The sequence below is a fragment of the Mesorhizobium sp. WSM4821 genome (assembly GCF_055901555.1).
In genome coordinates this window covers 828,064-853,550 of sequence record NZ_CM148371.1, presented here as the reverse complement: position 1 = coordinate 853,550, position 25,487 = coordinate 828,064, and the positions used below count along the sequence as shown (strand labels likewise).

Below are 25,487 nucleotides of genomic sequence, written 5' to 3'. Positions count from 1 at the left end.
TCAGGCTGCCATCAGCGTCTTCACCGCCTTCATGTCCTGCAGGAAGCGCTCGCGTTCGGCCTGCTTGTCCGCCGGCTCGCGAATGCGCAGGATGAAGGACGGGTGGATGGTAACGAACACACGCAAGCCATCGTCCCGCTCCACGACCTGGCCGCGCATCTTCATGATCGGCACCACCTTGCCGAGCAGCGACAGCGCCGCCGTTGCGCCGAGCGCCACCGCGAGGTTGGGCTTGATCAGGTCGAACTCCTTGTCGAGCCACCAGCGGCAGGCCCGCACCTCGCCGGCATTCGGCTTGGAGTGGATTCGCCGCTTGCCGCGCGGCTCGAACTTGAAATGTTTGACCGCGTTGGTGACATAGACTTTCAGCCGGTCGACGCCGGCATCGTCAAGGATGGCGTCGAAGACCTTGCCGGCCGGACCGACGAAAGGCTTGCCCGCCAGATCCTCCTGGTCGCCCGGCTGTTCGCCGACGAAGATCACCTTGGCGCTATCGGGCCCTTCGCCGAACACGGTTTGCGTCGCATTGCGCCACAGCGGACAGCGGCGGCAGGCTTTCGCCACGTCGGTGAGTTCGGAAATGGAGCTTGCGTCGTCACCTTCCGCCGTCTCAGGCGATTCACGCGCGGGCCAGCGTCTTGCCTGCACCTTGGCGTGGCGTGGCGCGCGATCTGTCGTCATCCTGGCGATCATGGCTGATGCGGCCTTGTCCGCTGCTGCGATCAGATGCGCAATGAGCGAAGCCCCGGAAAGGTTCCTTCAAATAGCCTCGGACCAGGCTTTCCGGGAGAATGACCGGCGGGCGATGTTTCACACCTCGTGCAGATAGAGGTGGTAATCCAACTCGCCGACCGTGCGCGCCACCCGCAGATATTCAGATTGCTTGATCGCCACGAATGTCCGGTGCAGGTCTTCGCCCAGTGCTTCCTTGAGGAACGTCGACGCCCTTGCCGCCTCGATCGCGGCGCGCCAGTCCACCGGCATCGTCGTGCGCGTGATTGCCGATTCGTAGCCGTTGCCGGTGGTCTCGGGCCCGGGGTCTAGACCTTCGTCGAGGCCCCTGGTGATGCCGGCCAGCACCGTCGCCGCGACCAGATAGGGGTTGGCGTCGACGCCCGAGGGCCGGTGCTCGATGCGCCGGTTTTTCGCATCGCCCGCCGGCACGCGCAGCGCCACCGAGCGGTTGTTGACGCCCCAGGTCGGCGCCACAGGCGCATAGGATTGCGAGACGAAGCGCCGCCACGAATTGGCATGCGGGGCAAACACCAGCATCGATTCCGCCATGGTCTGGATCAGGCCACCGAGACCGCGCAGCAACGGCAAGGACCAGGTCTCGCCGCCGGCCTCGGCGAAGACGTTCTTGCCGGCATCGTCCAGCAACGAGACATGGAAATGCATGCCGGAGCCGGCATATCTCTCGATCGGCTTGGCCATGAAGCAAGCGGTGACGCCATGGCGGCGCGCCTGCGCCCGCACCAGCCGCTTCAGCATGACGAGATCGTCGGCCGCCCGCATCACATCCTTGCGGTAGTTCAGCGTCAGTTCGTACTGGCCGGGCGCATATTCGGAAATGACCGTCTCGGCCGGAATCCCCTGCATCTTGGCCGCGGCGTAGATGTCGGAAAACAGCGGCTCCATGCCGTGCAGATGGTCGACGGAATAGACCTCGGTTTTGGCCGAGCGGCGACCGTCGAGCACGGCGTTGGCGGGCTGAACCTTGCCATCCGCGTCGCGCTCGTTGGCGAGCAGGAAGAACTCGAGTTCGAAGGCGCCGGCCGGATGCAGGCCCTTGGCCGCAAGTATTTCGACCTGGCGGGCCAGCGCCAGCCGCGGATCGGAGGACATCGCCTGGCCGTCGAGATGGTACATCGCCATCAGCACCTGGCCGCGCGGCGGCTGCGTGCCGAACAGCGGCACCAGCGTACCGGGTATCGGCCATGCCCTGAGGTCGCCGTCGCCGGTCGTCCAGATCAGCCCGGTTTCGTGCACGTCCTCGCCCGTGATGTCGAGGCCGAGGATCGAGATCGGCATATGCCGGCCGCCCTCGAAGATGCTCATCAATTCGTGCCGGCGCACGATCTTGCCGCGCCCGACGCCGTTGGCGTCGGTCAGCACGATGTCGAAGGCCTCGATTTCGGGATGGGCGTCGAGAAAGGCTTGCGCCTCGGCAGGCGTCGAGCCGGAAGGGGAGGTGATGATGGCGTTCAAAGTGTGCTTGGGCGCTTCTCTCATGCGCAAGCTTGTCTCATGCCGCGAGCCTTGCCGCAACCGCGCCGAAGGCGGTGATCAGCCGGTTGACCTGGGCCGCACGGGTCGCCGGCGAGATCAGCATCATGTTGTGGAAGGGGGCAATCAGCACGCCACGATTGACCAGCGCGACATGGATCGCCGCTTCTAGCTCCGGCGCATGCGCTGCTTCCGCCTCGCCGCCATTCCTCAGCGGGCCGGGCGCGCAGATGAACTCGACGCGCGCGCCGACCCGGGCAACATGCCAGGGCAGGCGGTAACGGTGGATGACGGCGGTCAGTCCGGCATCGAGCCGTCGCGCCAGATGATCCATTCGCACATAGTTCTCATCGGTCATCACCTCTTCGAGCGTGGCGCGCATCGCCGCGAACTGTAGCGGGTTGGCCGAGAGCGTCGTGCCCATGCCGGAATAGCCGGGCTCTTTGCCGCTGTTGTAGGCGGCATAGCGCATGGCGGTGTCTTCGCTCATGCCCCAGACACTGGCCGGCACACCGCCGGCAATCGGCTTGCCGAGCACGAACAGGTCCGGCTCCAGCCCGTATGTCTTCGTATAGCCGCCGGGGCCGGTCGAGATCGTATGCGTCTCGTCGATCAGAAGCAGGGCGCCGGCCGCGCGGGTAAGGCCGCGCAGCGCGTCGTGAAAGCCAGGGTCGGGCAGCACCATGCAGGAATTGGTCAGCACCGGCTCGGTGATGACACAGGCGACATCCTTGTCTCGTAGTGCCGCCTCGAGCGCCGGTAAGTCATTGAATTCGACGATCTTGGTTGCCTGCGTCAGGTCGCGGAATTCGCCGGCCAGTCCCAATCGGTTGGCCGGTCTGCCGTCGACGAGCCGCACCATCGTCTCGTCGACCGAGCCGTGATAGCAGCCGTTGAAGACCAGGATCTTTTCCCGGCCGGTGATTGCGCGGGCGACGCGCAGCGCAAAGCGGTTTGCATCGGTCGCCGTCGTAGCGATCTGCCAATATGGCAGGCCAAAGCGCTGTTGCAGCAGCGGGCCGATGGCAAGCGCATCTTCGGAAGGCAGCATATAGGTCAGCCCGCGTCCGGCCTGCCTGCGGACGGCGCGGGCCACAGGCGGCGGCGAGTGGCCGAACATCGAGCCGGTATCGCCCAGGCAGAAATCGTCGAGCCGGTTGCCATCGATGTCGGCGATGGTGGCGCCCATTGCGCTGTCGACTAGGATCGGAAAGGGCGTCGGCCAGTCGTTCATCCAGTGCATCGGCACGCCGCCGAAGAAGCCGGGCAGGCCATTGCCGACCCTTGCGGCCGATTTCGGCCGCGCCTTGCAGAAGGCTTCGCCCTCGCTCTCGCGCAAGTCGGCGATGCGGGTGGTGCTGACGCCACCGATGGACGTCTTTGAATGGTCGATTGTTTGCACGAAGGCCCCTCGCGTGCGTCACTCTAACCCATCGGCATCCGGAACCGCAATTGGCCGGGCGGCTGCCCCGCATTGGCTCAGCGGTCGCGGTGAAGAGGTCTGGCGCTTGACCTGAGGGCGTCATCCAGCATCAATGCGGATAGGGTTCGCGGCTTGAAGGGAAGAAAGATGCGGGCGATTATTTGTTCAGCAACGCTGCTGTTGTCGGCCGGCTCGGTCTCTGCGAGCGGCGGCATCTGGTGCTCGGCGGAGGATGCGGCGGTGAAATTCCAGGTCGAAGCGGGCGTCACCAGGGGCATGGGCGGTCCAACTTTCAATTTCCGCGGCGACCTTGAAATTCTTGGCAGGCCCGTTGGCGACGATATGCGCAAGACAGGATTCGAGGAAACCAACCTCACGCAATACTGGCTCGACGACAAGGAACTGCGGCTGCTCGTCTATCGCGAGCACGATGTCGCAAACACCTACAGCTCTGTCGAGCTGACGATATTGACCGAGGCCGTCGAGGAAGGCGACGAAGGGGCCTATGACGGGCGCTATTCGCTCGCCATCTATGAGGGCACGGCTGACACGGGTGGCGATGGCACGCCTCCCGCGTTGACCGGCAAAGTATCTTGCGGAGCCGAGTAGACCTTTCGACTTGGTAGGTCAGTCCGCCTGCATCGAGGCGATGGCGCGCCGCATCAGGTCGAGAAACACCAGCCGTTCATCCTCACTGAAACCGGCCAGCGCAGTCTCGTTCTGAGAACGCGCCGCCTGTGTCGCCGGCTCGCGCAGAGCGATGGCTTTCGCGGTGAGATGGATCGACTGGGAGCGTCCGTCTTCGGGATGCGAGCGCCTTTCGATAAGCCCGTCCCGCTCCATGCGGATCAGCGTGTTGGCCATGGTCGCCTGTTCCACGTCGAGCCGCCGCACGAGTTCGCGCTGGGTCAGGCCGTCTTCCTCCCATAAAGCGAGCAGCGTCATGAACTGGGCCGGCGCCAGTCCAAGTGGCCGGATTCGCTGTTGCAGCCCGTTGGCGAACAGCCGCGCCATGTGGTTTGCCAAAAATCCGGCGGACCGTTCCTTCTGAAATTTCATGGCCCGAAATAGCAGTTGAATAGCATGCTATGCAATGATACATAGCTTGCTATGGAGATGAAGATGAAAACAAGGATTCACGCGGCCGCCGGCGCCATTGCGCTCATCACGGTATCGGCCTTCTGGCTGTCCACGGTAGCGGCCGAGCTGTTCGGCGACGCGGCAACGATCGCTACGGTCAAGACCTGTGTGCTGGCCGGAATGGCTGTGCTCATTCCGGCAATGATCGGTGCCGGGGCGTCCGGTTTCTCGCTCGGCAAGGGCTGGAAGAGCCCGGTCGTCGCCCGCAAGAAGCGGCGTATGCGCATCATCGCGGCGAACGGGCTGCTGGTGCTCGTGCCCTCGGCGTTCCTGCTTAGCAGCTTTGCCGATTCCGGACGCTTCGACGCGATGTTCATGATCGTCCAGGCGATCGAACTGGCGGCCGGCGCCGCGAACATCGCGCTCCTGTCGCTCAACATGCGCGATGGGCTGTCGCTGCGGCGAAAGGCCACTCCCGTCGCCGCGCCGGCGAGGTGAGCTCAGGCTGAAATATCGATGACGCCGCAGTCGCCTGCCGCGCTGCCGAAGGCGACGCGCCGCTCTTGCCTGTCCCACATCATCGAGGTGATGGCGCCCTTGCCCGGTCGGCGCAACAGCACTTCCTTGGCGTCGGTGAAGCGCATCGCCATCACCATGCCGTCGTCATAGCCGACGGCCACGACATCCTGGCTTGGATGGCAGGCGACCGCAGTCACCATGGCGTTGCCGCGCGTGCCGAGCTCCAGCGGCGCCTTGCCCATCGGCCCGTCCTTGCCCGAAAACGGCCAGACGATCGCCGCCGGCGCGCCGGAACTCGCCAGCCATTTTCCCTTGGGCGCCCACGACAGGCTTTTGACTTTGCCGGGATAGCCGGTCATGCGCATGTGCTTGCCGTCGGCGAGCTTCCAGCCGTGCAGCGCGTTCTCCTGCATGGTGGTGACGACAAAGGCGCCATCCGGCGAGAAGGTGATGCCGGTGTGGGCGCCGGCCCATTCGAGCTCGACCGGCTTGCCGTCGGCCGCCGGGAAATGCAGCGTCGCGCCATTGTAGCGGGCGACGCCGAAGCGCATGCCCTTGGGCGAGAACGCCAGCCCCTCGACCGAACGCGGATGCGAGAATTCCCTGATCTTGCCGTCGGCGAAACGCACGAAGGCGGTTTTGCCCGAGGCATAGGCGATGGCGCCTTGCGGCCCGGCGGCAACGCTGGTGATCCATTTCTTGCCGGCGCTTGCCAGTTCCGCTGCATTGCCGCCGGCGGTAACGGAAAAAATCTTGCCATCCTCGCCGCCGGTGATCAGCCGGTCGTTTGCCGCATCGTAGAAGGCGGCAAGTAGCCCGTCATTGGCTTGCACCGTCTTGTGGCCATCATCGAGTCGGTGGACGGCGCCATCGGCCAGCGCGAAGTGCGGCACGTCGTCGAGGAAGATGGCGGCGATGCAATGTCCATCGAGATCAAGCGGGGCGACGGTCGGCATGAGAGGCTATTCCATTCGAGATCGTTGTGGTCGCCTTGCCGCCGCAGAGGAATCATTAGCGTGGTAGGTGCGACGCGGCCTTCTCCTCTTGTCGGAGAAGGTGGATTGGCGCGTGGCCAAGACGGTTGAGGGGTGCTGGACGGAGCGCGGCCGGTGCCAAGCTGGAACACCTCATCCGACCGAGCGTCGCTCGGCCACCTTCTCCCACAAGGGGAGAAGGAAAGAAGGGGCAGCGCTAACGTTATAAGGTTTGGAAATCAAGCTGCCTGGCAGGCGTCGAAACTCTTCTTCAGCCGCTCGGCGTCGAGGTCCCGGCCGATGAAGACCAACCGGCTCTCGTGCTTCTCGCCGTCCTTCCAGGCGCGCTGGTGGTCGCCCTCGACGATCATGTGCACGCCCTGGATGACGTAGCGCTCGGCATCGCCCTTGAAGGCGATGATGCCCTTAAGACGGAGGATGTTCGGGCCTTCTATCTGGGTGATCTTCTCGATCCACGGGAAGAACTTTTTCGGGTCCATCTCGCCACCGCGCAGCGACACCGACTGCACCGTCACGTCATGGATATCGGAAGAGTGCGCGTGATGATGGTGGTCATGCTCGTCATGATCATGATGGTCATGATCATGATCGTCATGCGCCTCAAGGAAATGCGGATCGTTCTCTAGCGCCCGGGAAAGATCGAAGGCGCCGCGGTCCAGCACCTCCGACAGCGCCAGGCCGGCGCGTGTGGTGCGGTGGATTCTGGCCGCCGGGTTGATCGCGCGAATCGTCGCCTCGACCTTGTTCAGCTCCTCCGGCGTGACAAGATCGGCCTTGTTGAGCACGACGACATCGGCGAATGCGATTTGGTCCTCGGCCTCGCGCGAGTCCTTCAGCCGCAACGGCAGGTGCTTGGCGTCGACCAGCGCCACCACCGAGTCGAGCTTGGTCTTGGAACGCACGTCGTCGTCCATGAAGAAGGTCTGCGCCACCGGCACTGGATCTGCCAGGCCGGTCGTCTCGACCACGATGGCATCGAAGCGGCCCGGTCGGCGCATCAGGCCTTCGACGACGCGGATCAGGTCGCCGCGCACCGTGCAGCAGACGCAACCATTGTTCATCTCGTAAATTTCCTCGTCGGATTCCACGATCAGCTCGTTGTCGATGCCGATCTCGCCGAACTCATTGACAATGACGGCATAGCGCTTGCCGTGATTTTCCGAAAGGATGCGGTTGAGCAGCGTCGTTTTGCCGGCGCCGAGATAGCCGGTGAGAACGGTTACGGGAATCTGCGTCAGTGCGTCGCTTGTAGCATTGCTCATGTTTGGCCTCGAAAAGGATTGTCCCTCCATATAGGATGCGCGCCGTGCTTTTGCACGCGGCAAACCCGATGGGCCAAAACAGGTCGCCTACAGGTCGCCAGCATTGCCGACTTTCATTGGCGCTGGCTGGTCTCACTGCCTAGATAGGAACAAGGCAGCTTGCTCGAAAGAACCAGAAGAGGCGCCCGATGTCCGACAAACCGTCCTCCTTGCCGTTGAGCCGGCGTCAGGCGCTCGGCTTCATCGCCGTAACCGCGGGCGGCGGCGTCTTTCTGCCGGGCATCGCGCTGGCTCAGCAGGCTTCGCCCTATGCGGGGCTTGTCCTGTTCGACGATGGCGCCGGTGTCTGCGCCATCACGCCGGAAGTGACCGAGGGGCCGTTCTATTTCGATCCGAAGCTCGAACGTGCCGATGTCACCGAAGGCAGAGCGGGCATTGCCCTCAATGTGCGGCTGCAGGTGGTTGACGCGGCCTGCCGGCCGCTTGCCGGCGCGCGCGTCGACATCTGGCATTGCGACGCGCAAGGGCATTATTCGGGCTATCCGGGACAAGGCGACGGCCAGGACGTCGACACCTCCGGCGAGAGTTTTCTGCGCGGCTGGCAGAGGGCGGACGACACCGGCATCGTCTCCTTCGCCACCATCTATCCCGGCTGGTATCGCGGCCGCACCACGCATATCCACTTCAAGGTCTTCCCCAATGACAATTCCGTGATGACCGGCCAGATGTTTTTCCCCGACAGCCTCAGCGAGCAGATATTCACCACTGTCGCGCCCTACACCGACCGGTCCGGCAGGCGTGACACATCGAACGCCAGGGACGGTATCGCGCGGCGGGCCGGGCCATTGTCCCAGGCGGCGCTGCGCGAGGTGGCGGACGCCTACCAGGCCTTGATGATCATCGCTGTGAAGGCCGATTGAGCCGCATTGAAAAAGTCCTTTGTCATCTAACTGAAATAAACATCTGGCATTAGCCACGGCGGACATCGCATTGCTTGCCGGCAAAGCTGTTTTGCAAAGCCGGATCTTTTTGATCGTCGATTGCGAATCGGGCGGCTGCCTCTATGCTGTCCGCACCGGTTCGGCCGAGAAGGAATGACCATGGCCAAGGCGGACAAGACTGCGACAATAAGCCGGCTGCATTCGGCGGCGCGGCTGGCACGCACGGCACTCGCGGCGCGGCTTCTGGCGCACGGCTTCTACGCCGGTCAGGACCAGATCATGCTGGCGCTCGACCGTGAGGACGGCCAGACCCCCGGCAATCTTGCCGGCCGCCTCGGTGTTCGCCCGCCGACCATCACCAAGACCATCAACCGGCTGCAGGCGCAGGGCTTCCTGGAAAAGCGCGCCTCGGCGGCCGATGCCCGACAGGCCCATATCTTCCTCACCGACACTGGCCGCGACATCATTCACGCCATCGAGAAATCGGTGAAGAAGACCGAGAAGCAGGCGCTGAAGGGTCTCGACAAAAAGGACCAGAAAGCGCTGTTCAAGCTGCTCGCCCGCGTCGAGGCGAACCTCTCGAACGGGGAGATGGTTGTCATCGATGATGAGATCGATGCCGACGAGTGACCCGTGGCTGACGACATCAGGCAACTGCTGCTGACGGCGCATGGACCAATGCCGACCAGCGGCCCGGCGTGACACCGAACGCCTTTTTGAAGTGCCTGATAAAATGGCTTTGGTCGCTGAAGCCGGCCGCTATCGCGATCTGCGCCAGTGGTTCGTTCGTCTCAATCATCCGGCGAGCCCGTTGAAGCCGGCGCATCAGGAGAAAGCGATGCGGGCTGGTGGAGAAGGCGGCGCGGAAATGCCGCGATAGGGCGTAGCGATCCAGCCCGGTGACCGCCTCCAACTCCTCGGAACGGACGATACGGAAAGCATTTTCTTGGAGATAGTCGCGTGCCAGGCTGGCTGCCCGCCATGCTGTCCTTGGGATCGGTCTCGCCGGCAGGCTGGCGTGCCGCACCAGGCTTTGCATCAGTTGCGCAATGAAGTCGGCGACAAAGAGATCGTCCAGCTTCTGGTCCAATGGCCCCAGCGCCGAAAGCAGCTTCGTGCGAAAGACGGGGTCCGTCACCACGGCGTCCCTGACGAAGGGCAGCGATGCGCTGACGGTGCCGAGGCAGTCGAGCACAAGCGACGGCTCCAGATAGAGCATCCTGTAACGCAGGCCGTCTTCGGTTCCGGCGCCCCCGTCATGCAATTCGTCGGGATGGAGCACGATAATCTGACCGGGCAGGCTGTGATGCCTCGCGCCGCGATAACGGAAACTCTGCACGCCATGCAGTGTCACGCCGATGGCGTAGGTGTCGTGGCGATGGAGATCGAAGGCGCTGCCGCGGAACCGTGCCTCGATACGCTCCATGCCGACGGATTCGGGAGCCGAGACGACGCAGTTTTCGGCCACGTCAGCGCACAAACGTCCACGACCCTGAAAGGCCTCGCCATCTAGACCGTGTGACATCGCTTCATTCACAAACCTCGAATGGTAAATGTCTCATGTTCGACACGAAATTTGCAATCGTGCTGCAGGACGACCTTCCCGTCTGGCAAAAGCTCAATGTCACCGCCTTCCTGACCAGTGGCATCGTAGCACAGTATGCCGACATCATCGGCGAACCCTATCGCGACCGTGCCGGCAACATCTACAATCCGCTCTCGATCCAGCCGGTCATTGTGCTTTCGGCCGACCGCCCGACGCTCAGTGCGATCCACCGGCGGGCGCTGGAGCGCGGTGTGACAACCTCGCTCTACGTCGACGAAATGTTTTCGACCGGCCACGACGCGGCGAACCGCGCCGTCTTTGCCGAATTCGCACCCGATGACGCCAAGGTCGTCGGCATCGGGCTGCGCGCTGAAAAGAAGCTCGTCGACACGATCACCAAGGGCGCCCGCATGCATCCCTGAGCCTGTTGGCGGCTCTTGGTGTCCAGTCTCTTTGGCTTGCCGGCGGGCGACAATTCCCGCAAAAAGGTAGGGCTAGACCTTTGCATGCGGCCTGAAATTTGACTGCTCCCCCAAGACACGACGAAAGCGCCACGCCTCCGGCGGCAATGCTTTGCATGCTTGCCGTCTATGTGTTTTTCACGTTCCTCGATACCAGCAGCAAATATCTTGTCCTGGCCGGCGTCTCGGCCCTGATCGTCGCTTGGGCTCGCTTTGCCGTCCATGTCGTGCTCGTCGGAATCTTCCTGCGTGGCTGGCGCGAGCCGGCGCGCTTTCGCGCCAGCAATCTTCCAGCGCATATCCTGCGCGGCGCCTTCCTGTTCGGATCGACCATTTGCAACGTCATGGCGCTGCGGACCTTGCAACTGGCCGAAACCACTTCGATCTATTTCTTCGCGCCGATGGTGATCACGGCACTCGCCGGCCCTCTGCTCGGTGAATGGGCGGGCTGGCGGCGCTGGCTGGCGATCCTGAGCGGCTTCGTCGGCGTCCTCATCATCACCCGGCCGGGGGTCGGCGCCTTTGGCGTCGGCCACCTTTTCGCGCTCGGCTCGATGCTGTCGAATTGTCTCTACGTCATCATGACGCGGCGCATGTCGGCGACCGAAACCTCCGAGAGCCTTATCCTCTTTTCGGCGCTCGCGCCGGCGGTGCTGCTCCTGCCCATGCTGCCGTTTTCGCTTTCCCTGCCGCAGGATGGCTGGCAGTGGTTCATCCTGCTGATGCTTGGCGTCTTCGGCGCCATCGGCCACTGGCTCCTGGTGCAGGCTTATCGGCTTGCGACCACCACGGCGCTGGCTCCCTATCCCTACTCGCAGATGATCTGGATGATCATTGCCGGGTGGCTGGTCTTCAACCAGTTTCCCGACCGCTGGACGCTCGTCGGCGCGGCCGTCATCGTCGCCAGCGGCCTTTATATCGTCCATCGCGAGCACCGGCTTCGCGTGCGCAACCGCGCGGCCCTCGATGTCGAGATGGAAGCGGTGGCAAAAAAACTTTGATTTGTCCTGGAAGGGTGGCATAAGGCCGCGTTTAAACTGTTTAGATCATGATCCCAAAATGCGGACTCCGGTTTTCGCTGGAGATCATGGATCAGCTCTAGATCGTCGGGGGAGCGCAAGGCGCTGGCACAGAAGATCAAGCTTTCGACGATCGCGGATGCTCTCGGTGTGTCCACGGCCACGGTTTCGCTGGCCCTGCGCGACAGCCCGCTGGTCGCTGGAGCCACCCGCGACCGCATCAAGGAACACGCCCGCACCATCGGCTATATCTACAACCGCCGCGCCGCCAGCCTGCGCACCTCGCGCTCAGGCATCGTCGGCGTCGTTGTCCACGACATCATGAATCCCTTCTTCGCCGAGATATTGCGTTCGATCGAAAGCGAGCTCGACCGCAGCCGGCAGACCTTTATCCTGTCGAACCATTACGACCAGCTCGAAAAGCAGCGGACCTTCATCGACACGCTTTTGCAGCTCGGCGCCGACGGCGTCATCATGTCGCCGGCCATCGGCACGCCGCCCGAAGACATCATCATGGCCGAGGAAAACGGCCTGCCGGCGGTGCTGATCGCGCGCACGGTCGAAGGGGCTGACGTCCCCGTTTTTCGCGGCGACGACGCCTATGGCACCGGGCTGGCCACCAACCACCTGATCTCGCTCGGCCACAAGCGCATCGCCATGATCGGCGGCACTGACCAGACCTCGACGGGCCGCGACCGCTACCAGGGCTACGTCAATGCCATGGAGACGGCCGGGCTGGAGGTTAGGCCGTCCTGGCGCATTGCCGGCCCGCGCACCAAGCAGGCGGGTTTCGAGGCCGCCGGGCAGTTCCTGGCGCTGAAGGACAAACCGACCGCGGCCTGCTGCTGGAACGACCTCGTCGCCATCGGCCTGATGAACGGCATTGCGCGCGCCGGCCTGGTGCCGGGTATTGACATCTCCGTCACCGGCTATGACGATCTCGAGGAGGCCGCGATCGCGACGCCGGCGCTGACCACAGTCTGGAACGGCCAGCGCGAGGTCGGCCGCCGGGCCGCCAGCGCACTGCTCGACAAGCTCAACGGCCAGATGGTGCGGCCGTCGCAGGAACTTATCAAGCCGGAACTGCATGTGCGTCAGTCGACCGGCAAGCCGGTGGAACGTGCATGACGAAAGCCGAACAGCAGCAAGCCGTCGCCATTCTGGTGGCGGGCCAGTTCAACGATCATGCGATCAGCCGCATCGACCGGACGTTCAACCGCGTTTGGATCGAACGGCCTGATGCGTCGCAGGTTACCGACGAACTGCGCAGGACGGTGCGCGGCATTGCCGCCTTCGGAGGTGTCGGCGCGGCGCTCATCAATGCACTGCCGAACCTTGAGATCATCGCCAATTTCGGCGTCGGCTACGATTCGGTCGATGCCCGCCACGCGGCGCAGCGCGGCGTCATGGTCACCAACACGCCCGACGTGCTGACCGAGGAGGTCGCCGACACGGCGATTGGCTTGCTGATCAACACTATCCGCGAGTTGCCGCGCGCCGAGACCTGGCTGCGCGACGGCAGTTGGGTGCGCAACGGCAATTATCCGCTAAGCCGGCTGACCTTGCGCGGCCGCAGCGTCGGCATTTTCGGCATGGGCCGCATCGGTCTCGCCATTGCCCGGCGGCTGGAGGCCTTCGGCCTGCCGATCGCCTATCACAACCGGCGCCGGATCGAAGGCCTGTCCTACGGATATCACCAGACACTGAAGGGCCTTGCCGAGGCGGTCGATACACTGATCTCAGTAGCGCCCGGCGGCGCCTCGACGGAAAAGGCGGTCAATGCCGAGATCCTGTCGGCTCTCGGCTCGAACGGCGTCTTCGTCAACATCGGCCGCGGCAGTACGGTGGACGAGGCAGCACTTGCGGCGGCACTCGCCAACGGCACCATCGCCGCTGCCGGGCTCGACGTCTTCGCCAACGAGCCGAACGTGCCGGCGGCGATGCTTGCCGCTCCCAACACCTCGCTTTTGCCGCATGTCGGCTCGGCTTCGGAGCACACCCGCCGCGCCATGGCCGATCTGTGTGTCGACAATCTGGTTTCCTGGTTTTCGCAGGGAAAGGCGCTGACGCCGGTGCCGGAGACGGAAAAGATCAAGGCGCGGAGCTGAGCGGCGATCTGGCACATCCATCAATGTCGACTTCAACGCGTGGAATAATCCTGCCGCTTACTCAGCGGCGGCGCGCGCGCTGGATTTCGCGGCTGCGTGCAGGCGCACCGCATCGCCGAAGGCGCGGAATATCCTTGCCGAGACGCTGTCCGACTTGACCCAGTATTCGGGATGCCACTGGACGCCGACGGCGAAGGCGCGGGCGTCCCGTACTGAAACAGCCTCGACCGTGCCGTCGGCGGCGACCGCCTCTATCTGCAGCTTCGGACCGAGCCGGTCGATAGCCTGGCGATGCACCGAGTTGACCATGATGTCACCCGCCCCGAACACGCCGGCGAGGCAGCTTCCGGGCTTGATCGAAATGGTCTGGCGGATGGCGAAACGTTCGTCCTGATTGTCGCTCGCCGGTGCGCGATGGTCCAGCGACCCCTCGCGCTCCTGGATTTCCGTGGCCAGCGTGCCGCCAAGCGCCACATTCATCTCCTGGATGCCGCGGCAGATGGCAAGCAACGGCACGCCGCGCTCCACCGCCTTGCGGATCAGCGGCAGCGTGGTGGCGTCGCGGGCAGGGTCGTAGGGACCGTTGGCTTCGCTGGCATCGCCACCATAGAGCGAGGGATGCACATTGGACTTCGACCCGGTGACCATGACGCCGTCGACGGAGGAAAGCAGTTCGTCGAAATCGAGCCGATCGCCAAAGGACGGCACCAGCACAGGGAACACGCCGGCGCCCGAAAGCGCCGCTTCCAGATATTGCTGTGGGGCGGCATGCCAGGTGTAGTTGTCGAACTGGCGGACGTCGGTTGAGATGGCGACGAGCGGCTGCTGCATTTTGGATACGGGTTCCATTGGTGCTAAGGAATTATTCTGCTTACAAAATAGGCGATCCGAAGACAACTTTCCATGACAAGTTTCAGCGTGTCGTGTGGGCCACGAAATCCGCATTAGACTATAGTTGCATGACGCGCGCTTGATCCGGCTGCCGTGCTGGACTCGACTTCTTGCCTGTGTATTGTTCCCCCCGAGCCGGCCGGGCAGCGAGGATTCCCGAACGTCGGTCTGTTGATCCAATAGGGAGGACTTCATGGATCGTCGATCATTCATCCGCAAGGCCGGCATGACCGGTGTGGGCGCCGCGGCCGCTGCCGCAACGCTTGCCGCGCCGGCTATTGCCCAATCCAATCCGAAAGTGACATGGCGTCTGGCGTCGTCCTTCCCGAAATCGCTCGACACGATCTATGGCGGCGCCGAGGTCTTTTCCAAGATGCTTTCGGATGCAACCGACGGCAACTTCCAGGTCCAGGTCTTCGCTGCCGGTGAACTGGTGCCCGGCCTGCAGGCCGCCGACGCCACCACCGCCGGCACCGTCGAGGCCTGCCATACGGTGGCATACTATTATTGGGGCAAGGACCCCACATGGGCATTGGGAGCCGCAGTCCCCTTCTCGCTCAACGCGCGCGGCATCAATGCCTGGCATTACCACGGCGGCGGCATTGACCTGTTCAACGAGTTTCTCGCCACGCAGGGCCTTTTTGGCTTGCCGGGCGGCAATACCGGCGTGCAGATGGGCGGCTGGTTCCGCAAGGAGATCAACACCGTCGCCGACCTTTCCGGCCTCAAGATGCGCATCGGTGGCTTTGCCGGCAAAGTGGTGGAAAGGCTCGGCGTCGTGCCGCAGCAGATCGCCGGCGGCGACATCTACCCGGCGCTGGAGAAAGGTACCATCGACGCCGCCGAATGGGTCGGGCCCTATGACGACGAGAAGCTCGGTTTCTACAAGGTCGCGCCGAATTATTATTACCCCGGCTGGTGGGAAGGCGGGCCGACCGTCCATCTGATGTTCAATAAGGCGAAATACGAGGAACTGCCGCCGGCCTACAAGTCGCTGGTGCATACCGCCGCGCAGGCGGCCGACGCCAACATGCTGCAGAAATACGACTTCTTGAATCCGGCGGCGGTGAGACGGCTGGTGGCCGGCGGTGCGAAACTGCGCCCGTTCAGCCAGGAGATCCTGGCGGCCTGCTTCGAAAAGGCAAACGAAGTCTATGCCGAGATGGAAGCCTCGAACGCACCGTTCAAGAAGATCTGGGACTCGATCAAGGCCTTCCGCAAGGAGCACTATCTCTGGGCGCAGGTAGCCGAATACAATTACGACACCTTCATGATGGTCCAGCAGCGCAACGGTAAACTCTGACACCAGTTACTGCGCCGCGCGTTCTTCGGACGCGCGGCGCGGTAATATTTCGATTTACCGATCAGCGCGGCATCACCAGCACCTTGACTTCACCTGGCGCAGGCGGATTGGCGATCACTGCGGCCGCGCCTTCAAGCGTGACCTGCCGTGAGATGAGCTTGTCGATCTCGATCGCACCCGAGGCAATGAGATCGGCGGCCCGGCGGTGCGTAAACGGATTGAGGAACGAGCCCAGAACCTTCAATTCCCGAAACAACAGGTTGAAGGGTTCGAATTCTGCCTTCATACTTTGAGGTGTTACGCCGACGACGACGATCGTGCCGCCGGCCTTGGCGAGCCGCATCGATTGCTCGACCGTCTCCCTTACGCCAGCACATTCGAACACCACATCGACACCGCCCGGCAGCAGACCCGACGGACCGACAATCGCGTCGATGATATCGTGAGCGCTGGGGTCGACCGTCGCCGTCGCGCCCAATTCTTCGGCGAGGGCACGCCGCGAGGCCTGGCGGGTCGACAGGATAATTGTGGTCGCGCCGGCAAGCCTTGCCAGTTGCACGGTGAGCAGGCCGATCACGCCGCCGCCAAGCACTGCGACCGAGGAGCCGGGCCTGATCTGCGCCAGATCCAAGCCATGCAGGCAACAGCCAAGCGGCTCGCAGAACGCGCCATGCGTCGGCTTCAGGTCTTTCGGAAGGAGAAAGGCCTGCTTCTGGGGCAGCACGACATATTCGGCGAAGCCGCCGTCGCGACGGATGCCGATGGCAATCAGATTATGGCAGAGATTGATGCGACCGGCATGGCAGTGCGGACAGCGCCCACAGGCGATGTTGGGGTCGCCGGTGACGCGATCGCCGACCGAAAAGCCGGCGACAGCGGTTCCAATCGCCTCCACGATCCCGGAGAATTCATGCCCGAGCGTCACCGGTGGCGTACAGGGAAATTCGCCATGGAAAAGATGCCGGTCGGTGCCGCAGACGCCGCATGCCTCGATCCGCACCAGGAGATCGCCCGGCCCGGCGGACGGTTTGCCGACCTCGCGCAGGGCGATGCTGCCCACGCCCTCCAGCCGCACCGCTTTCATGACTGTTGAGCCTTCGGTATCAATTGAAACTCGGCGGTTGAGACAGATCGGTCGCTGGGGCTGCAGGCTTCGCAGGCGGTGTTTCGCCGAAATTCGGCGGCTGCGACAGGTCCTGGGGTCCGGGTGCTGCAGGCGCGGCCGGTGCAGTGCCGTCGGCTGGTGGTGCGCCGAGCGGTGGCAGGCCGAAACCGGGCGCTTCCGGCACCTGGTAATCGATCGTGCCCGGGTCGACCGCCGTGCCCTTGTAGTGCATCACCATCTGCGGGAAGGCGATGGTCAACCCGATCATGATGACCTGGATGCAGACGAAGGGAACCGCGCCCCAATAGATCTGGCCGGTGGTCACCGGCGCGATCTGCTTGCCGGTGAGGCGATCCAGATAGGGCACCCGGGCGGCGACCGAGCGCAGGTAGAACAGCGCGAAGCCGAAGGGTGGATGCATGAAGCTGGTCTGCATGTTGACGCCGAGCAGCACGCCGAACCAGATCAGGTCGATGCCGAGCTTGTCGGCGGCCGGCGCCAAAAGCGGCACAATGATGAAGGCGAGCTCGAAGAAGTCGAGGAAGAAGGCGAGCAAGAAGACGAGGATGTTGACGCCGATCAGGAAACCGACCTCGCCACCTGGCAGCGATGTCAAGAGATGCTCGACCCAGATATGGCCGTTGACGCCGTAGAAGGTGAGTGAAAACACCCGCGCGCCGATCAATATGAACAGCACGAAGGACGACAGCCGCGTCGTCGACGCCAGCGCCTGCTTGATCACATCCAGCGACAGCCGCCCCTTCATCGCCGCCATGATCAGCGCGCCGACCGCGCCCATGGCGCCGCCCTCTGTCGGTGTGGCGATGCCGAGGAAGATGGTGCCCAAAACCAGGAAGATCAGCGCCAGCGGCGGGATCAGCACGATGATCACCTGCTGCGCCAGCCGCGACATCATGTTGATGTTCAGGCGCTGGTCGGCGATTGCCAGGACGTAGATGAAGATCACGCCGATGGTGGCGCCGAGGATGTCGGCGTTTTGGCCCTGCGAGGGCGCAAGATAGCGATACGCCGCGTAGGAAATCACCACTGCCGCCAGCACCGCGACCAGGAGCGACAGGACGCCGTGGCCGAGTGTGCGGGCCTCCAGCGGCAGGGCCGGCATCGACTTCGGCCGGACGATCGACATGATCACGATATACATCGTGTAAAGGCTGGTCAGAATCAGCCCCGGGATCAGCGCGCCTGCATACATGTCGCCGACCGATCGGCCCAGCTGGTCGGCTAGAACGATCAGCACCAGCGAGGGCGGAATGATCTGGGCGAGCGTGCCCGATGCGGCAATCACGCCGGAGGCCACACGGCGGTCGTAGCCGTAGCGCAGCATGATCGGCAGCGAGATCAGGCCCATGGCGATGACGGAAGCAGCGACCACACCGGTGGTTGCGGCAAGCAGCGCGCCGACGAAGATCACGGCATAGGCGAGGCCGCCGCGGATCGGCCCGAACAATTGGCCGATCGTGTCGAGAAGGTCCTCGGCCATGCCCGATCGTTCGAGCACGATACCCATGAAGGTGAAGAACGGGATTGCCAGCAGCGTGTCGTTGGACATCACCCGGCTGCCGTAGAAATTGTCCGGCAGCGCGTGCAGCAGCGGCCAGGCAAGATTGATCGAGCCGCCCGAATAGGGCGACAGGAGGACGCCGATGAAGAAGAACAGCAGGCCGTTGGCAGCGAGCGAAAAGGCGACCGGATAGCCGATCAGCAGGAAGAGGACCAGCGAGGCGAACATGATCGGCGCCATGTTCTGGGCGATGAACTCCATCACGAGCGCACCTCTTCGGCGAGCGCCTTCGCTTCGAGTTCGGCCTGCTCATGCACCGATATGAACGGGGTGGGATCTTCCATGTCGCCGCGCATGATGGCGATCTTCTTGATGATCTCGGAGATGCCTTGGAGCGCGAGCAGGAAAAAGCCGGCCAGCAGGATCGCCTTTGCCGGCCAGATGATCAGCCCGCCGGAATTGTTCGACATTTCGCCGCTGCGAAACGACAGCGACACATAGGGAACGAAATAGATCACCATCAGTGTTACGAACGGCATCAGGAAGAAGACATGGCCGAACAGGTCGATCCAGTGCTGCACGCGGCGCGAGAACATGCCGTAGACGATGTCGATGCGGATATGGTCGTTCTGCCTCAGCGTGTAGGCGGCGGCCAGCATGAAGGCGGCGCCGAACAAATACCACTGCAGCTCCAGCCAGGCGTTCGACGACATGTCGAACGTCTTGCGGATGACCGCGTTGGCGGCGCTGACCAGGATTGCCAGCAGGATCAGCCACGATACCCATTTGCCGATGAATTCGTTCACACGATCGATGGTTCTGGATAGAGCGAGAAGCCCTGCCATGCATTCCTCCCTAATGTCCGAGGCGCGCCGTTTCCCGCGTGTTTTCCGTCGCCTCGCTGTGGCCCAACGGTATGCCGTGCGTGGCTCGGCGGGTCAACACGGTGCAGACCGAGTAAAACAATCTTGCGAGGTTAGGAAGAGTCGAAACAGCCGCCTGACGCAGCGCATGACCCCGAAAATCGGAATCGATTTGGGAAAAGGTTCATGCGCAAAATCAAAGCGCTGCAACGTCCTTGCGCCTCCGAGAGGGCGCGCGACGCTGTGGACGTCATGCAACCAAAGTCTACCCAAGCCTGATGCGGGTCAGGCAATCTTGCCCTGGTCGCGGCCGGCGCCGATCAGCACCAGCGTGGCGACGAGGAACAGATACATCCAGGCGTCGCGCCACTCGACCGGGAAATAGCCGGCCCACAGTGATTCGGCCATACCGAAGGCGGCGGCGCCAAGTGCCGCCCGCAACGGCGAGAGATAGCCGCCCACTGCCGTCACGAACAGGATTTTCAGCCCATAGACGAGGCCGGAGCCGAAGCTGATATTGCCATAGTAAAGGCCGGCGAGCACACCGGCCAGCGCCGCGCAAAGACCTCCGGCGAGCACCGCATGCCGAAACATCGCGCGCACGTCGACGCCGCACATGGCTGCGGCTTTGGGGTCGTCGGACACGGCGCGCCAGCGCCGGCCGAAGTTCGAGCGGGCGAGCGTCCAACCGGCGAGCGCGACGGTTGCTGCGACGATCGCGCAGTCGAGCAACTGAATGAGCGTCAGCGTCACCTTGAAACGGGCGTCCTGCGCGAAGACGACGGGCTCGGCCAGCATCGGCGGCAGCCACAGGTCGTGGGTGTCGGCGGCGACGCGGCTTGCCTCCGACAGGAGCAGCAATACGCCCAGCGTCGTCACGACGATCGCGTTGGGCGTGCGGTCGGCCAGCGGCTCGAAGATGCTGCGCGACAGGACATGGCTGATCAGCGCCGCATACGCGAACGCCGCGACAATGCCGAGCGCGACGGCCGCGAACAGGGTCAGCCACAGAGCCTGATAGCCGAAGGCCGCGGTGAGGATCATCGTCTGTCCGCAAAAGGCGAACAGCGCGCCGTAGGCGAGGTTCGTCCGGTGCAGGATGCCGTTGGTCAGCACATAGCCGAAGGCGAGCAGCGCATAGAGAGCGCCGGAATGCAGCCCGTTGAGGACCTGCTGGAAGAAATAGAGCATGCGAATTTCCCTGGACTGCGGAAAACCGAGTCCACGCGCAGATTTGCATCCGGCAATCTAACTTGTCAAATGCCAGTTATCGGTTAGAAATGGCGTTCATGACGGTTTCCTGGACCCCGCATCGCTTCGCCGGCGGCCTTCTAGCGCTCGATACGGCGAACACCGTCGTGCTGCGTGGCGATCCCCAAAAAACCTTCGACCGTTTCGACAATCCGGCGGAGATCGCCCGTTTTGCCGACGCGGCAAGCGGGTTTCGCGCCGCTGAGCTTGGCGGCCGGCGGCTCGAAGCGCCGTTGCCGGATAAAATCGCGCCGGTCGTGCTGGCGATCCGCGAGACGACCGACCGGCTGTTTCGCTGCGCGGTGGCGAAAGGCGCGGTCGCCACAGGCGATCTACCCCCGTTTTTGAAAGCCTGCGCCGGGGGTCTAGCGCACAGCCACACCGAGATCGGTGTGCCGGGACGGCCGTTCGGCGATTCGGCGACGCCCATCGCCTTCGAGGCGGCATTGGCGGTTTCCGCACTGTCTCTGCTGCAGGGCGATGCGATCGCAAGGCTGAGGATCTGCCCCAATTGCACTTGGCTGTTCCTCGACAGAAGCCGCAACTCCAGCCGTCTTTGGTGCGACATGGCGGTGTGCGGCAACCGCCAGAAGGCAAGCCGTCATTATCGCCGCCGTCGAGCGGCCGCCGGAGGAACCACCAATGTCTAGGAAACCCTTATGCTTGATCGTTGTCGCGCTTTTGGCAGCGGCAACGCTCGGCGCCTGCCGCGATACCGGTACGGACGGCGAAGACGGGTTGTTCGAGATCTCCGGCAAGCTCTTCGTCTTCAACTACCGGCTCGCAAGGGCGACCTATGTCGTCACGCTGAGACCCTTGCAGCCGATCCAGGAAGGGCAGGTCGCGGTCGCCAGCTTCCAGGATCCGGCCGGCGGCGAGCCGCTGGTCGTTGAACAGAAAATCTGGCCGAAGCTCGGCAAGGTGTCGCTGGAGAGCCCGGCGCTTTTCTGCATCGTCAAGGACAAGCCCTATGCGATTGCGATCAGCATCAAGGATGCCGAGGGTGCGGTCCTCCAGACGATCGACACCACGCTGATGTCGACGCAGGACCAATCGGTCCTGCCCGACCGGCCGCTGGTCATCGATCAGCTTTATACGCCCAATCCCGACCTTGTCGGTCATCCGGACGGCAAATTGCCGGGCGCGCCCAAGCCCGCCTGTTCAAAGGCTACCTGAACATTACCGCCGGTATGGCTGCGGCCTGAATTTTCGTGCGCTGAAGGCGCAGCCAATGTACGGTTTCTTACGCCATCGGACGCGGAGCGGATCGTTTGTTGCGCTTCGCCTGACGTCTTCGATTTTGTTTGACGTGCCCGGCAAGGGGAGAAACACTGGGAGCATCTGACTCCGACGTTGGCTGCGCGCGAAGTTGCGGCCTCCGCAGAGGAAATGCCTGATGACGCTGCATGATGTCGCGCTCGACGACAAGTTCGACTTGGGAAAGGAGCGCATCTTCCTTTCCGGCGCGCAGGCGGTCATCCGCATGCTTTTGATGCAGCGCGAGCGCGACCGCCGGGCTGGCCTGAACACCGCCGGCTTCGTCTCCGGCTATCGCGGCTCGCCGCTCGGCGGGCTCGACATGCAGCTTTGGAAGGCCAAGAAGCAGCTCGCCCAGTCGGACATCGTCTTCCAGCCCGGCCTAAACGAGGAACTCGCGGCCACCGCCTGCTGGGGGTCGCAGCAGGCCGAATTGCTGGGTGAAGGCACGCATGACGGCGTCTTTTCGGTCTGGTACGGCAAGGGGCCGGGCGTCGATCGCTCCGGCGACGTGTTTCGCCATGCCAATCTCGCCGGCTCGTCTAGATATGGCGGCGTGCTTGCCCTGATGGGCGACGACCACATGGCCGAATCCTCGACAAACGCGCACGCCACCGAATTCCTGTTCGTCGACACCATGATCCCGATCCTCAATCCGGCCGGTGTCCAGGAGATCATCGATTACGGGCTCTACGGCTTTGCCATGTCGCGTTTCGCCGGCACCTGGGCGGCGATCAAATGCGTCAAGGACAACATCGAATCGACGGCTTCGGTCGATGCCGCGCTCGAACGACTTGATATCGTCGTCCCGGACTTCGACATGCCGCCCGGCGGCCTCAACATCCGCAACGAGATCGACATGCTCGGTCAGGAGGAGCGGCTGCATGAATACAAGCGCGCCGCCGCTTCGGCCTTCATCCATGCCAACGGGCTGAACCGGATCGTCTATTCCGGTGGCAGCAGCCCGAAGCTTGGCATCGTCACCATCGGCAAGAGCTATCTCGATGTTCGCCAGGCGCTGGAAGACATCGGCGTCGACGAGGCCGCCGCCAACCGCATCGGCATCAGGCTGTTCAAGGTCGGCTGCCCGTGGCCGCTCGACCTGCAGCACATCGCCGACTTCGCGCGCGGCCTCGAAACCATCGTCGTCGTCGAGGAGAAACGCTCGCTGATCGAGGTGCAGCTGCGCGAGAACCTTTACGGCACCGCCACGCAGCCGGTCATCGTCGGCAAGAAGGACGAGCGCGGCGACGGACTGTTCCTGGCCAAGGGCGCGCTCGATCCCAACGACATCGCCATCGCGCTCGGCGAGAGGATCTTGCGAACGATCGGACCGTCGGACGAGATTGCCGCGCGGGTGGCGAAACTGCGCCAGTTCCAGGCGATGCTCGCCGACACGTCGGACATCGCCTCGCGCACGCCCTTCTTCTGCTCCGGCTGCCCGCACAATTCCTCGACCAAGGTGCCGGACGGTTCGCTCGCCGCCGCCGGCATCGGCTGCCATTTCATGGCGCTGTGGATGGATCGCAACACCGTTGGCTTCACCGCCATGGGCGGTGAGGGTGCGCAATGGGTCGGCCAGGCGCCGTTCTCGAAGCGCGACCACATCTTCCAGAATCTCGGCGACGGCACCTACAACCACTCCGGGGCGCTGGCGATCCGCTTTGCGCTGTCTACGGACGCCAACATCACCTACAAGATCCTTTACAACGACGCCGTCGCCATGACCGGCGGCCAGCCGCATGAGGGCGGCCTGACCGTGGACATGATCGCCAGGCAGGTGCGGGCCGAGGGCGTCGAGCGTATAGCCATCGTCACCGACGAACCGCGCAAATATGCCGCCAAGGTCGAATTCCCCGCCGGCGCCACCATTCATCACCGCGACGACCTCGACCTCGTCCAACGCGAATTGCGCGCGGTCAAGGGTGTATCCGTGCTGCTTTACGACCAGACCTGCGCCGCCGAAAAGCGTCGCCGCCGCAAGCGCGGCACTTTCCCCGACCCCGACAAGCGCGTCTTCATCAACGAACTGGTCTGCGAAGGTTGCGGCGATTGCGGGGTACAGTCTAACTGTGTGTCGATTCAGCCGGTCGAGACCGAATTCGGCCGCAAGCGCAGGATCGACCAGTCGAGCTGCAACAAGGATTTCTCCTGCATCAACGGCTTCTGCCCGTCCTTCGTCACCGTGCATGGCGCCAAGATCAGGAAGATCGAGGGTATTGCCGGCACGACCGATCCGCTCGACGGCGTGCCCGCGCCCGCCGAATTCCCGCTTCGCGAGCAAGGCTGGGCGGCGATCATCGACGGTGTCGGCGGCACCGGCGTCGTCACCATCGGCGCGGTGCTCGGCATGGCCGCCCACCTCGAAGACAAGGGCTGCGGCATGATCGACATGGCCGGCCTTGCACAAAAGGGCGGCTCGGTGTTCACCCATGTCCGCATCGCCCGCAGCCCGGACGATATCCATGCCATCCGCGTTTCGGCCGGCAAGGCCGACCTCGTGCTTGGCTGCGACCTCGTCGTTTCTGGGGCCCAAAAGGTGCTTGCCGCGGTGCGCGAAGGCCACACGATCTTCCTCGCCAACACCGCCGAGATCATGCCCGGCGAGTTTACCCGTTCGGCGGACTTCTCGCTGCCTGTCGAACGGCTGAAAAAGGCGATCCGCACCGCCGCCGGCGACGACAAGGCGCATTTCTTCGACGCCACCCGCACCGCCACCGCGCTGTTTGGCAGTTCGCTCGGCGCCAACATGTTCATGCTCGGCTTCGCCTTCCAGCATGGCGGCTTGCCGCTGTCGGCCGAGGCGGTGGAAAGGGCGATCGAGCTCAACGGCCAGACCGTGGCAATGAACGTCGCCGCGTTCCGCTGGGGCCGCCGCGCCGCTCACCAGCCGGAGTTCGTGCGCGGCCTCGTCGCCCAGCCGGGCAAGGTTGCACCGACTGCCGCTGTCGCCGAAACGCTGGACGACATCATCGCCCGCCGCGTCGCTTTCCTTGCCGCTTATCAGAACGCCGCCTATGGCAAGCGCTACGCCGACAGACTGGCCGCGCTGCGCAAGGCCGAAGCCAGGGCGGTGCCCGGTTCGACTGATGTGACCGAGGTTGCCGCGAGGAACCTGTTCAAGCTGATGGCGATCAAGGACGAATACGAGGTGGCAAGGCTCTACACCGACGGCTCCTTCACCGCCGAACTGGGGAAGCAGTTTCAGAGCTACGACAAACTCGAATTCCATCTCGCGCCGCCGATCATGGGCAGGCGCGGCAGGGACGGCAAGCCAAGGAAATCGAGCTTCGGTCCCTGGATGATGAAGGGGTTCCGCCTACTGGCGGCGATGAAAGGCTTGCGCGGTACGGTCTTCGATGTGTTCGGCTACAACGCTGAAAGGCGTATGGAACGGCGACTTCTTGCGCAGTACGAAGCCGATCTGGAGCTTGTCGCCGGTGCGCTGGCGCCGGGTAGGGTCGAGGCCGCGGCAGCGCTTGTCTCGGTGCCGGCGCTCATTCGCGGCTATGGTCATGTCAGGCAGGCCAGTGCCGAAAAGGCCGCCGGCGAACGCCAGAGGCTGCTCGATCGCCTGGCAAAGACGCCGGTGCGACCGGATCTCCAGGCCGCTGAGTGATCGATACGCCTTGTTTACCTGAAGAAGAGTTCCCTTGCGTCAACCGGCTTGACGGTGAGGCCCGAAACGGCCTCTCTAAACCTTTCTTAAGGCGAA

24 protein-coding genes are annotated in these 25,487 nt (G+C 63.6%); 12 read left to right on the top strand and 12 right to left on the bottom strand.

The genetic code is table 11. From position 1 onward, the window contains the following. From AC0NID_RS03830 to AC0NID_RS03820, 3 genes are all read right to left on the bottom strand, one after another. Positions 1–681 (bottom strand): UdgX family uracil-DNA binding protein, encoded by a 681-nt coding sequence (locus AC0NID_RS03830; protein WP_474033416.1) that lies wholly within the window; start codon positions 679–681, stop codon positions 1–3. Between the two features lie 129 nt (positions 682–810). Continuing rightward, positions 811–2,232 carry a glutamine synthetase family protein gene (locus AC0NID_RS03825; protein ID WP_473450961.1) on the bottom strand — a complete coding sequence of 474 codons (1,422 nt, stop codon included), beginning with the start codon at positions 2,230–2,232 and terminating at the stop codon, positions 811–813. A gap of 13 nt (positions 2,233–2,245) precedes the next feature. Beyond that, complete coding sequence (locus tag AC0NID_RS03820; RefSeq protein ID WP_473450959.1) at positions 2,246–3,628, bottom strand: aspartate aminotransferase family protein; 1,383 nt, start codon at positions 3,626–3,628, stop codon at positions 2,246–2,248. A 168-nt stretch (positions 3,629–3,796) separates the two neighbouring features. Between AC0NID_RS03820 and AC0NID_RS03815 the strand changes: the two genes are divergently transcribed. Next, a complete protein-coding gene (locus AC0NID_RS03815) occupies positions 3,797–4,258 on the top strand; it encodes a hypothetical protein (protein WP_473450957.1) in 462 nt (153 codons plus the stop codon). 18 nt (positions 4,259–4,276) lie between these two features. Here AC0NID_RS03815 and AC0NID_RS03810 read toward each other — a convergent pair whose 3' ends face one another. After that, positions 4,277–4,708 carry a MarR family winged helix-turn-helix transcriptional regulator gene (locus AC0NID_RS03810; RefSeq protein ID WP_473450955.1) on the bottom strand — a complete coding sequence of 144 codons (432 nt, stop codon included), beginning with the start codon at positions 4,706–4,708 and terminating at the stop codon, positions 4,277–4,279. 63 nt (positions 4,709–4,771) lie between these two features. Between AC0NID_RS03810 and AC0NID_RS03805 the strand changes: the two genes are divergently transcribed. Then, positions 4,772–5,227 (top strand): hypothetical protein, encoded by a 456-nt coding sequence (locus AC0NID_RS03805; RefSeq protein ID WP_473450953.1) that lies wholly within the window; start codon positions 4,772–4,774, stop codon positions 5,225–5,227. Positions 5,228–5,229: 2 nt separating this feature from the next. On the opposite strand, the gene AC0NID_RS03800 is transcribed toward AC0NID_RS03805, so the two are convergent. Together AC0NID_RS03800 and AC0NID_RS03795 are read right to left on the bottom strand one after the other, a co-directional pair. Beyond that, positions 5,230–6,204 (bottom strand): WD40 repeat domain-containing protein, encoded by a 975-nt coding sequence (locus tag AC0NID_RS03800; protein WP_473450951.1) that lies wholly within the window; start codon positions 6,202–6,204, stop codon positions 5,230–5,232. Between the two features lie 257 nt (positions 6,205–6,461). Then, complete coding sequence (locus AC0NID_RS03795) at positions 6,462–7,505, bottom strand: CobW family GTP-binding protein (protein ID WP_473450949.1); 1,044 nt, start codon at positions 7,503–7,505, stop codon at positions 6,462–6,464. Between the two features lie 188 nt (positions 7,506–7,693). On the opposite strand from AC0NID_RS03795, the gene AC0NID_RS03790 reads away from it, so the two are divergent. Then, positions 7,694–8,425, top strand: coding sequence for an intradiol ring-cleavage dioxygenase (locus tag AC0NID_RS03790; protein WP_473450947.1), 732 nt, complete (start codon positions 7,694–7,696; stop codon positions 8,423–8,425). Between the two features lie 180 nt (positions 8,426–8,605). Next, positions 8,606–9,076, top strand: a complete 471-nt coding sequence (locus AC0NID_RS03785; RefSeq protein ID WP_473450945.1) for a MarR family winged helix-turn-helix transcriptional regulator — start codon at positions 8,606–8,608, stop codon at positions 9,074–9,076. A gap of 16 nt (positions 9,077–9,092) precedes the next feature. Here the strand turns inward: AC0NID_RS03785 and AC0NID_RS03780 are convergent, their stop codons facing one another. Continuing rightward, positions 9,093–9,971, bottom strand: coding sequence for an AraC family transcriptional regulator (locus tag AC0NID_RS03780; RefSeq protein WP_473450943.1), 879 nt, complete (start codon positions 9,969–9,971; stop codon positions 9,093–9,095). A 35-nt stretch (positions 9,972–10,006) separates the two neighbouring features. On the opposite strand from AC0NID_RS03780, the gene AC0NID_RS03775 reads away from it, so the two are divergent. From AC0NID_RS03775 to AC0NID_RS03760, 4 genes are all read left to right on the top strand, one after another. Then, a complete protein-coding gene (locus tag AC0NID_RS03775) occupies positions 10,007–10,414 on the top strand; it encodes a DUF2000 family protein (RefSeq protein ID WP_473450941.1) in 408 nt (135 codons plus the stop codon). A 155-nt stretch (positions 10,415–10,569) separates the two neighbouring features. Continuing rightward, the gene (locus tag AC0NID_RS03770; RefSeq protein WP_473450939.1) at positions 10,570–11,454 is read left to right on the top strand and encodes a DMT family transporter; all 885 of its coding nucleotides are present in this window, start codon (positions 10,570–10,572) and stop codon (positions 11,452–11,454) included. Between the two features lie 123 nt (positions 11,455–11,577). Next, positions 11,578–12,600 (top strand): LacI family DNA-binding transcriptional regulator, encoded by a 1,023-nt coding sequence (locus AC0NID_RS03765; protein ID WP_473451498.1) that lies wholly within the window; start codon positions 11,578–11,580, stop codon positions 12,598–12,600. After that, positions 12,597–13,580, top strand: coding sequence for a 2-hydroxyacid dehydrogenase (locus AC0NID_RS03760; RefSeq protein ID WP_473450937.1), 984 nt, complete (start codon positions 12,597–12,599; stop codon positions 13,578–13,580). The genes AC0NID_RS03765 and AC0NID_RS03760 overlap by 4 nt, the downstream gene beginning before the upstream one ends. 57 nt (positions 13,581–13,637) lie before the next feature. Here AC0NID_RS03760 and AC0NID_RS03755 read toward each other — a convergent pair whose 3' ends face one another. After that, positions 13,638–14,411 carry a gamma-glutamyl-gamma-aminobutyrate hydrolase family protein gene (locus AC0NID_RS03755; protein WP_473450935.1) on the bottom strand — a complete coding sequence of 258 codons (774 nt, stop codon included), beginning with the start codon at positions 14,409–14,411 and terminating at the stop codon, positions 13,638–13,640. Positions 14,412–14,664: 253 nt separating this feature from the next. On the opposite strand from AC0NID_RS03755, the gene AC0NID_RS03750 reads away from it, so the two are divergent. Then, positions 14,665–15,774, top strand: a complete 1,110-nt coding sequence (locus AC0NID_RS03750; RefSeq protein ID WP_473450933.1) for a TRAP transporter substrate-binding protein — start codon at positions 14,665–14,667, stop codon at positions 15,772–15,774. Between the two features lie 61 nt (positions 15,775–15,835). Here the strand turns inward: AC0NID_RS03750 and AC0NID_RS03745 are convergent, their stop codons facing one another. The 4 genes from AC0NID_RS03745 to AC0NID_RS03730 all read right to left on the bottom strand — a co-directional run bounded on the left by AC0NID_RS03745 (position 15,836) and on the right by AC0NID_RS03730 (position 20,455). Beyond that, entirely contained in the window at positions 15,836–16,858 is a 1,023-nt protein-coding gene (locus tag AC0NID_RS03745) for a zinc-dependent alcohol dehydrogenase family protein (RefSeq protein WP_473450931.1), read from the bottom strand. A gap of 19 nt (positions 16,859–16,877) precedes the next feature. After that, positions 16,878–18,662: a TRAP transporter large permease gene (locus AC0NID_RS03740; RefSeq protein WP_473451496.1), complete on the bottom strand. Its 1,785-nt coding sequence runs from the start codon at positions 18,660–18,662 to the stop codon at positions 16,878–16,880. Then, the gene (locus tag AC0NID_RS03735) at positions 18,662–19,246 is read right to left on the bottom strand and encodes a TRAP transporter small permease subunit (protein WP_473450929.1); all 585 of its coding nucleotides are present in this window, start codon (positions 19,244–19,246) and stop codon (positions 18,662–18,664) included. Before AC0NID_RS03735 ends, AC0NID_RS03740 begins: the two co-directional genes overlap by 1 nt. A gap of 303 nt (positions 19,247–19,549) precedes the next feature. After that, positions 19,550–20,455, bottom strand: coding sequence for a branched-chain amino acid ABC transporter permease (locus AC0NID_RS03730; protein ID WP_473450927.1), 906 nt, complete (start codon positions 20,453–20,455; stop codon positions 19,550–19,552). A 98-nt stretch (positions 20,456–20,553) separates the two neighbouring features. Between AC0NID_RS03730 and AC0NID_RS03725 the strand changes: the two genes are divergently transcribed. From AC0NID_RS03725 to AC0NID_RS03715, 3 genes are all read left to right on the top strand, one after another. After that, positions 20,554–21,165 carry a CGNR zinc finger domain-containing protein gene (locus tag AC0NID_RS03725; protein ID WP_473450925.1) on the top strand — a complete coding sequence of 204 codons (612 nt, stop codon included), beginning with the start codon at positions 20,554–20,556 and terminating at the stop codon, positions 21,163–21,165. Between the two features lie 13 nt (positions 21,166–21,178). Then, a complete protein-coding gene (locus AC0NID_RS03720) occupies positions 21,179–21,691 on the top strand; it encodes a hypothetical protein (protein WP_473450923.1) in 513 nt (170 codons plus the stop codon). Positions 21,692–21,911: 220 nt separating this feature from the next. Beyond that, positions 21,912–25,391 carry an indolepyruvate ferredoxin oxidoreductase family protein gene (locus AC0NID_RS03715; protein ID WP_473450921.1) on the top strand — a complete coding sequence of 1,160 codons (3,480 nt, stop codon included), beginning with the start codon at positions 21,912–21,914 and terminating at the stop codon, positions 25,389–25,391. The last annotated feature ends 96 nt before the right edge of the window (positions 25,392–25,487 follow it).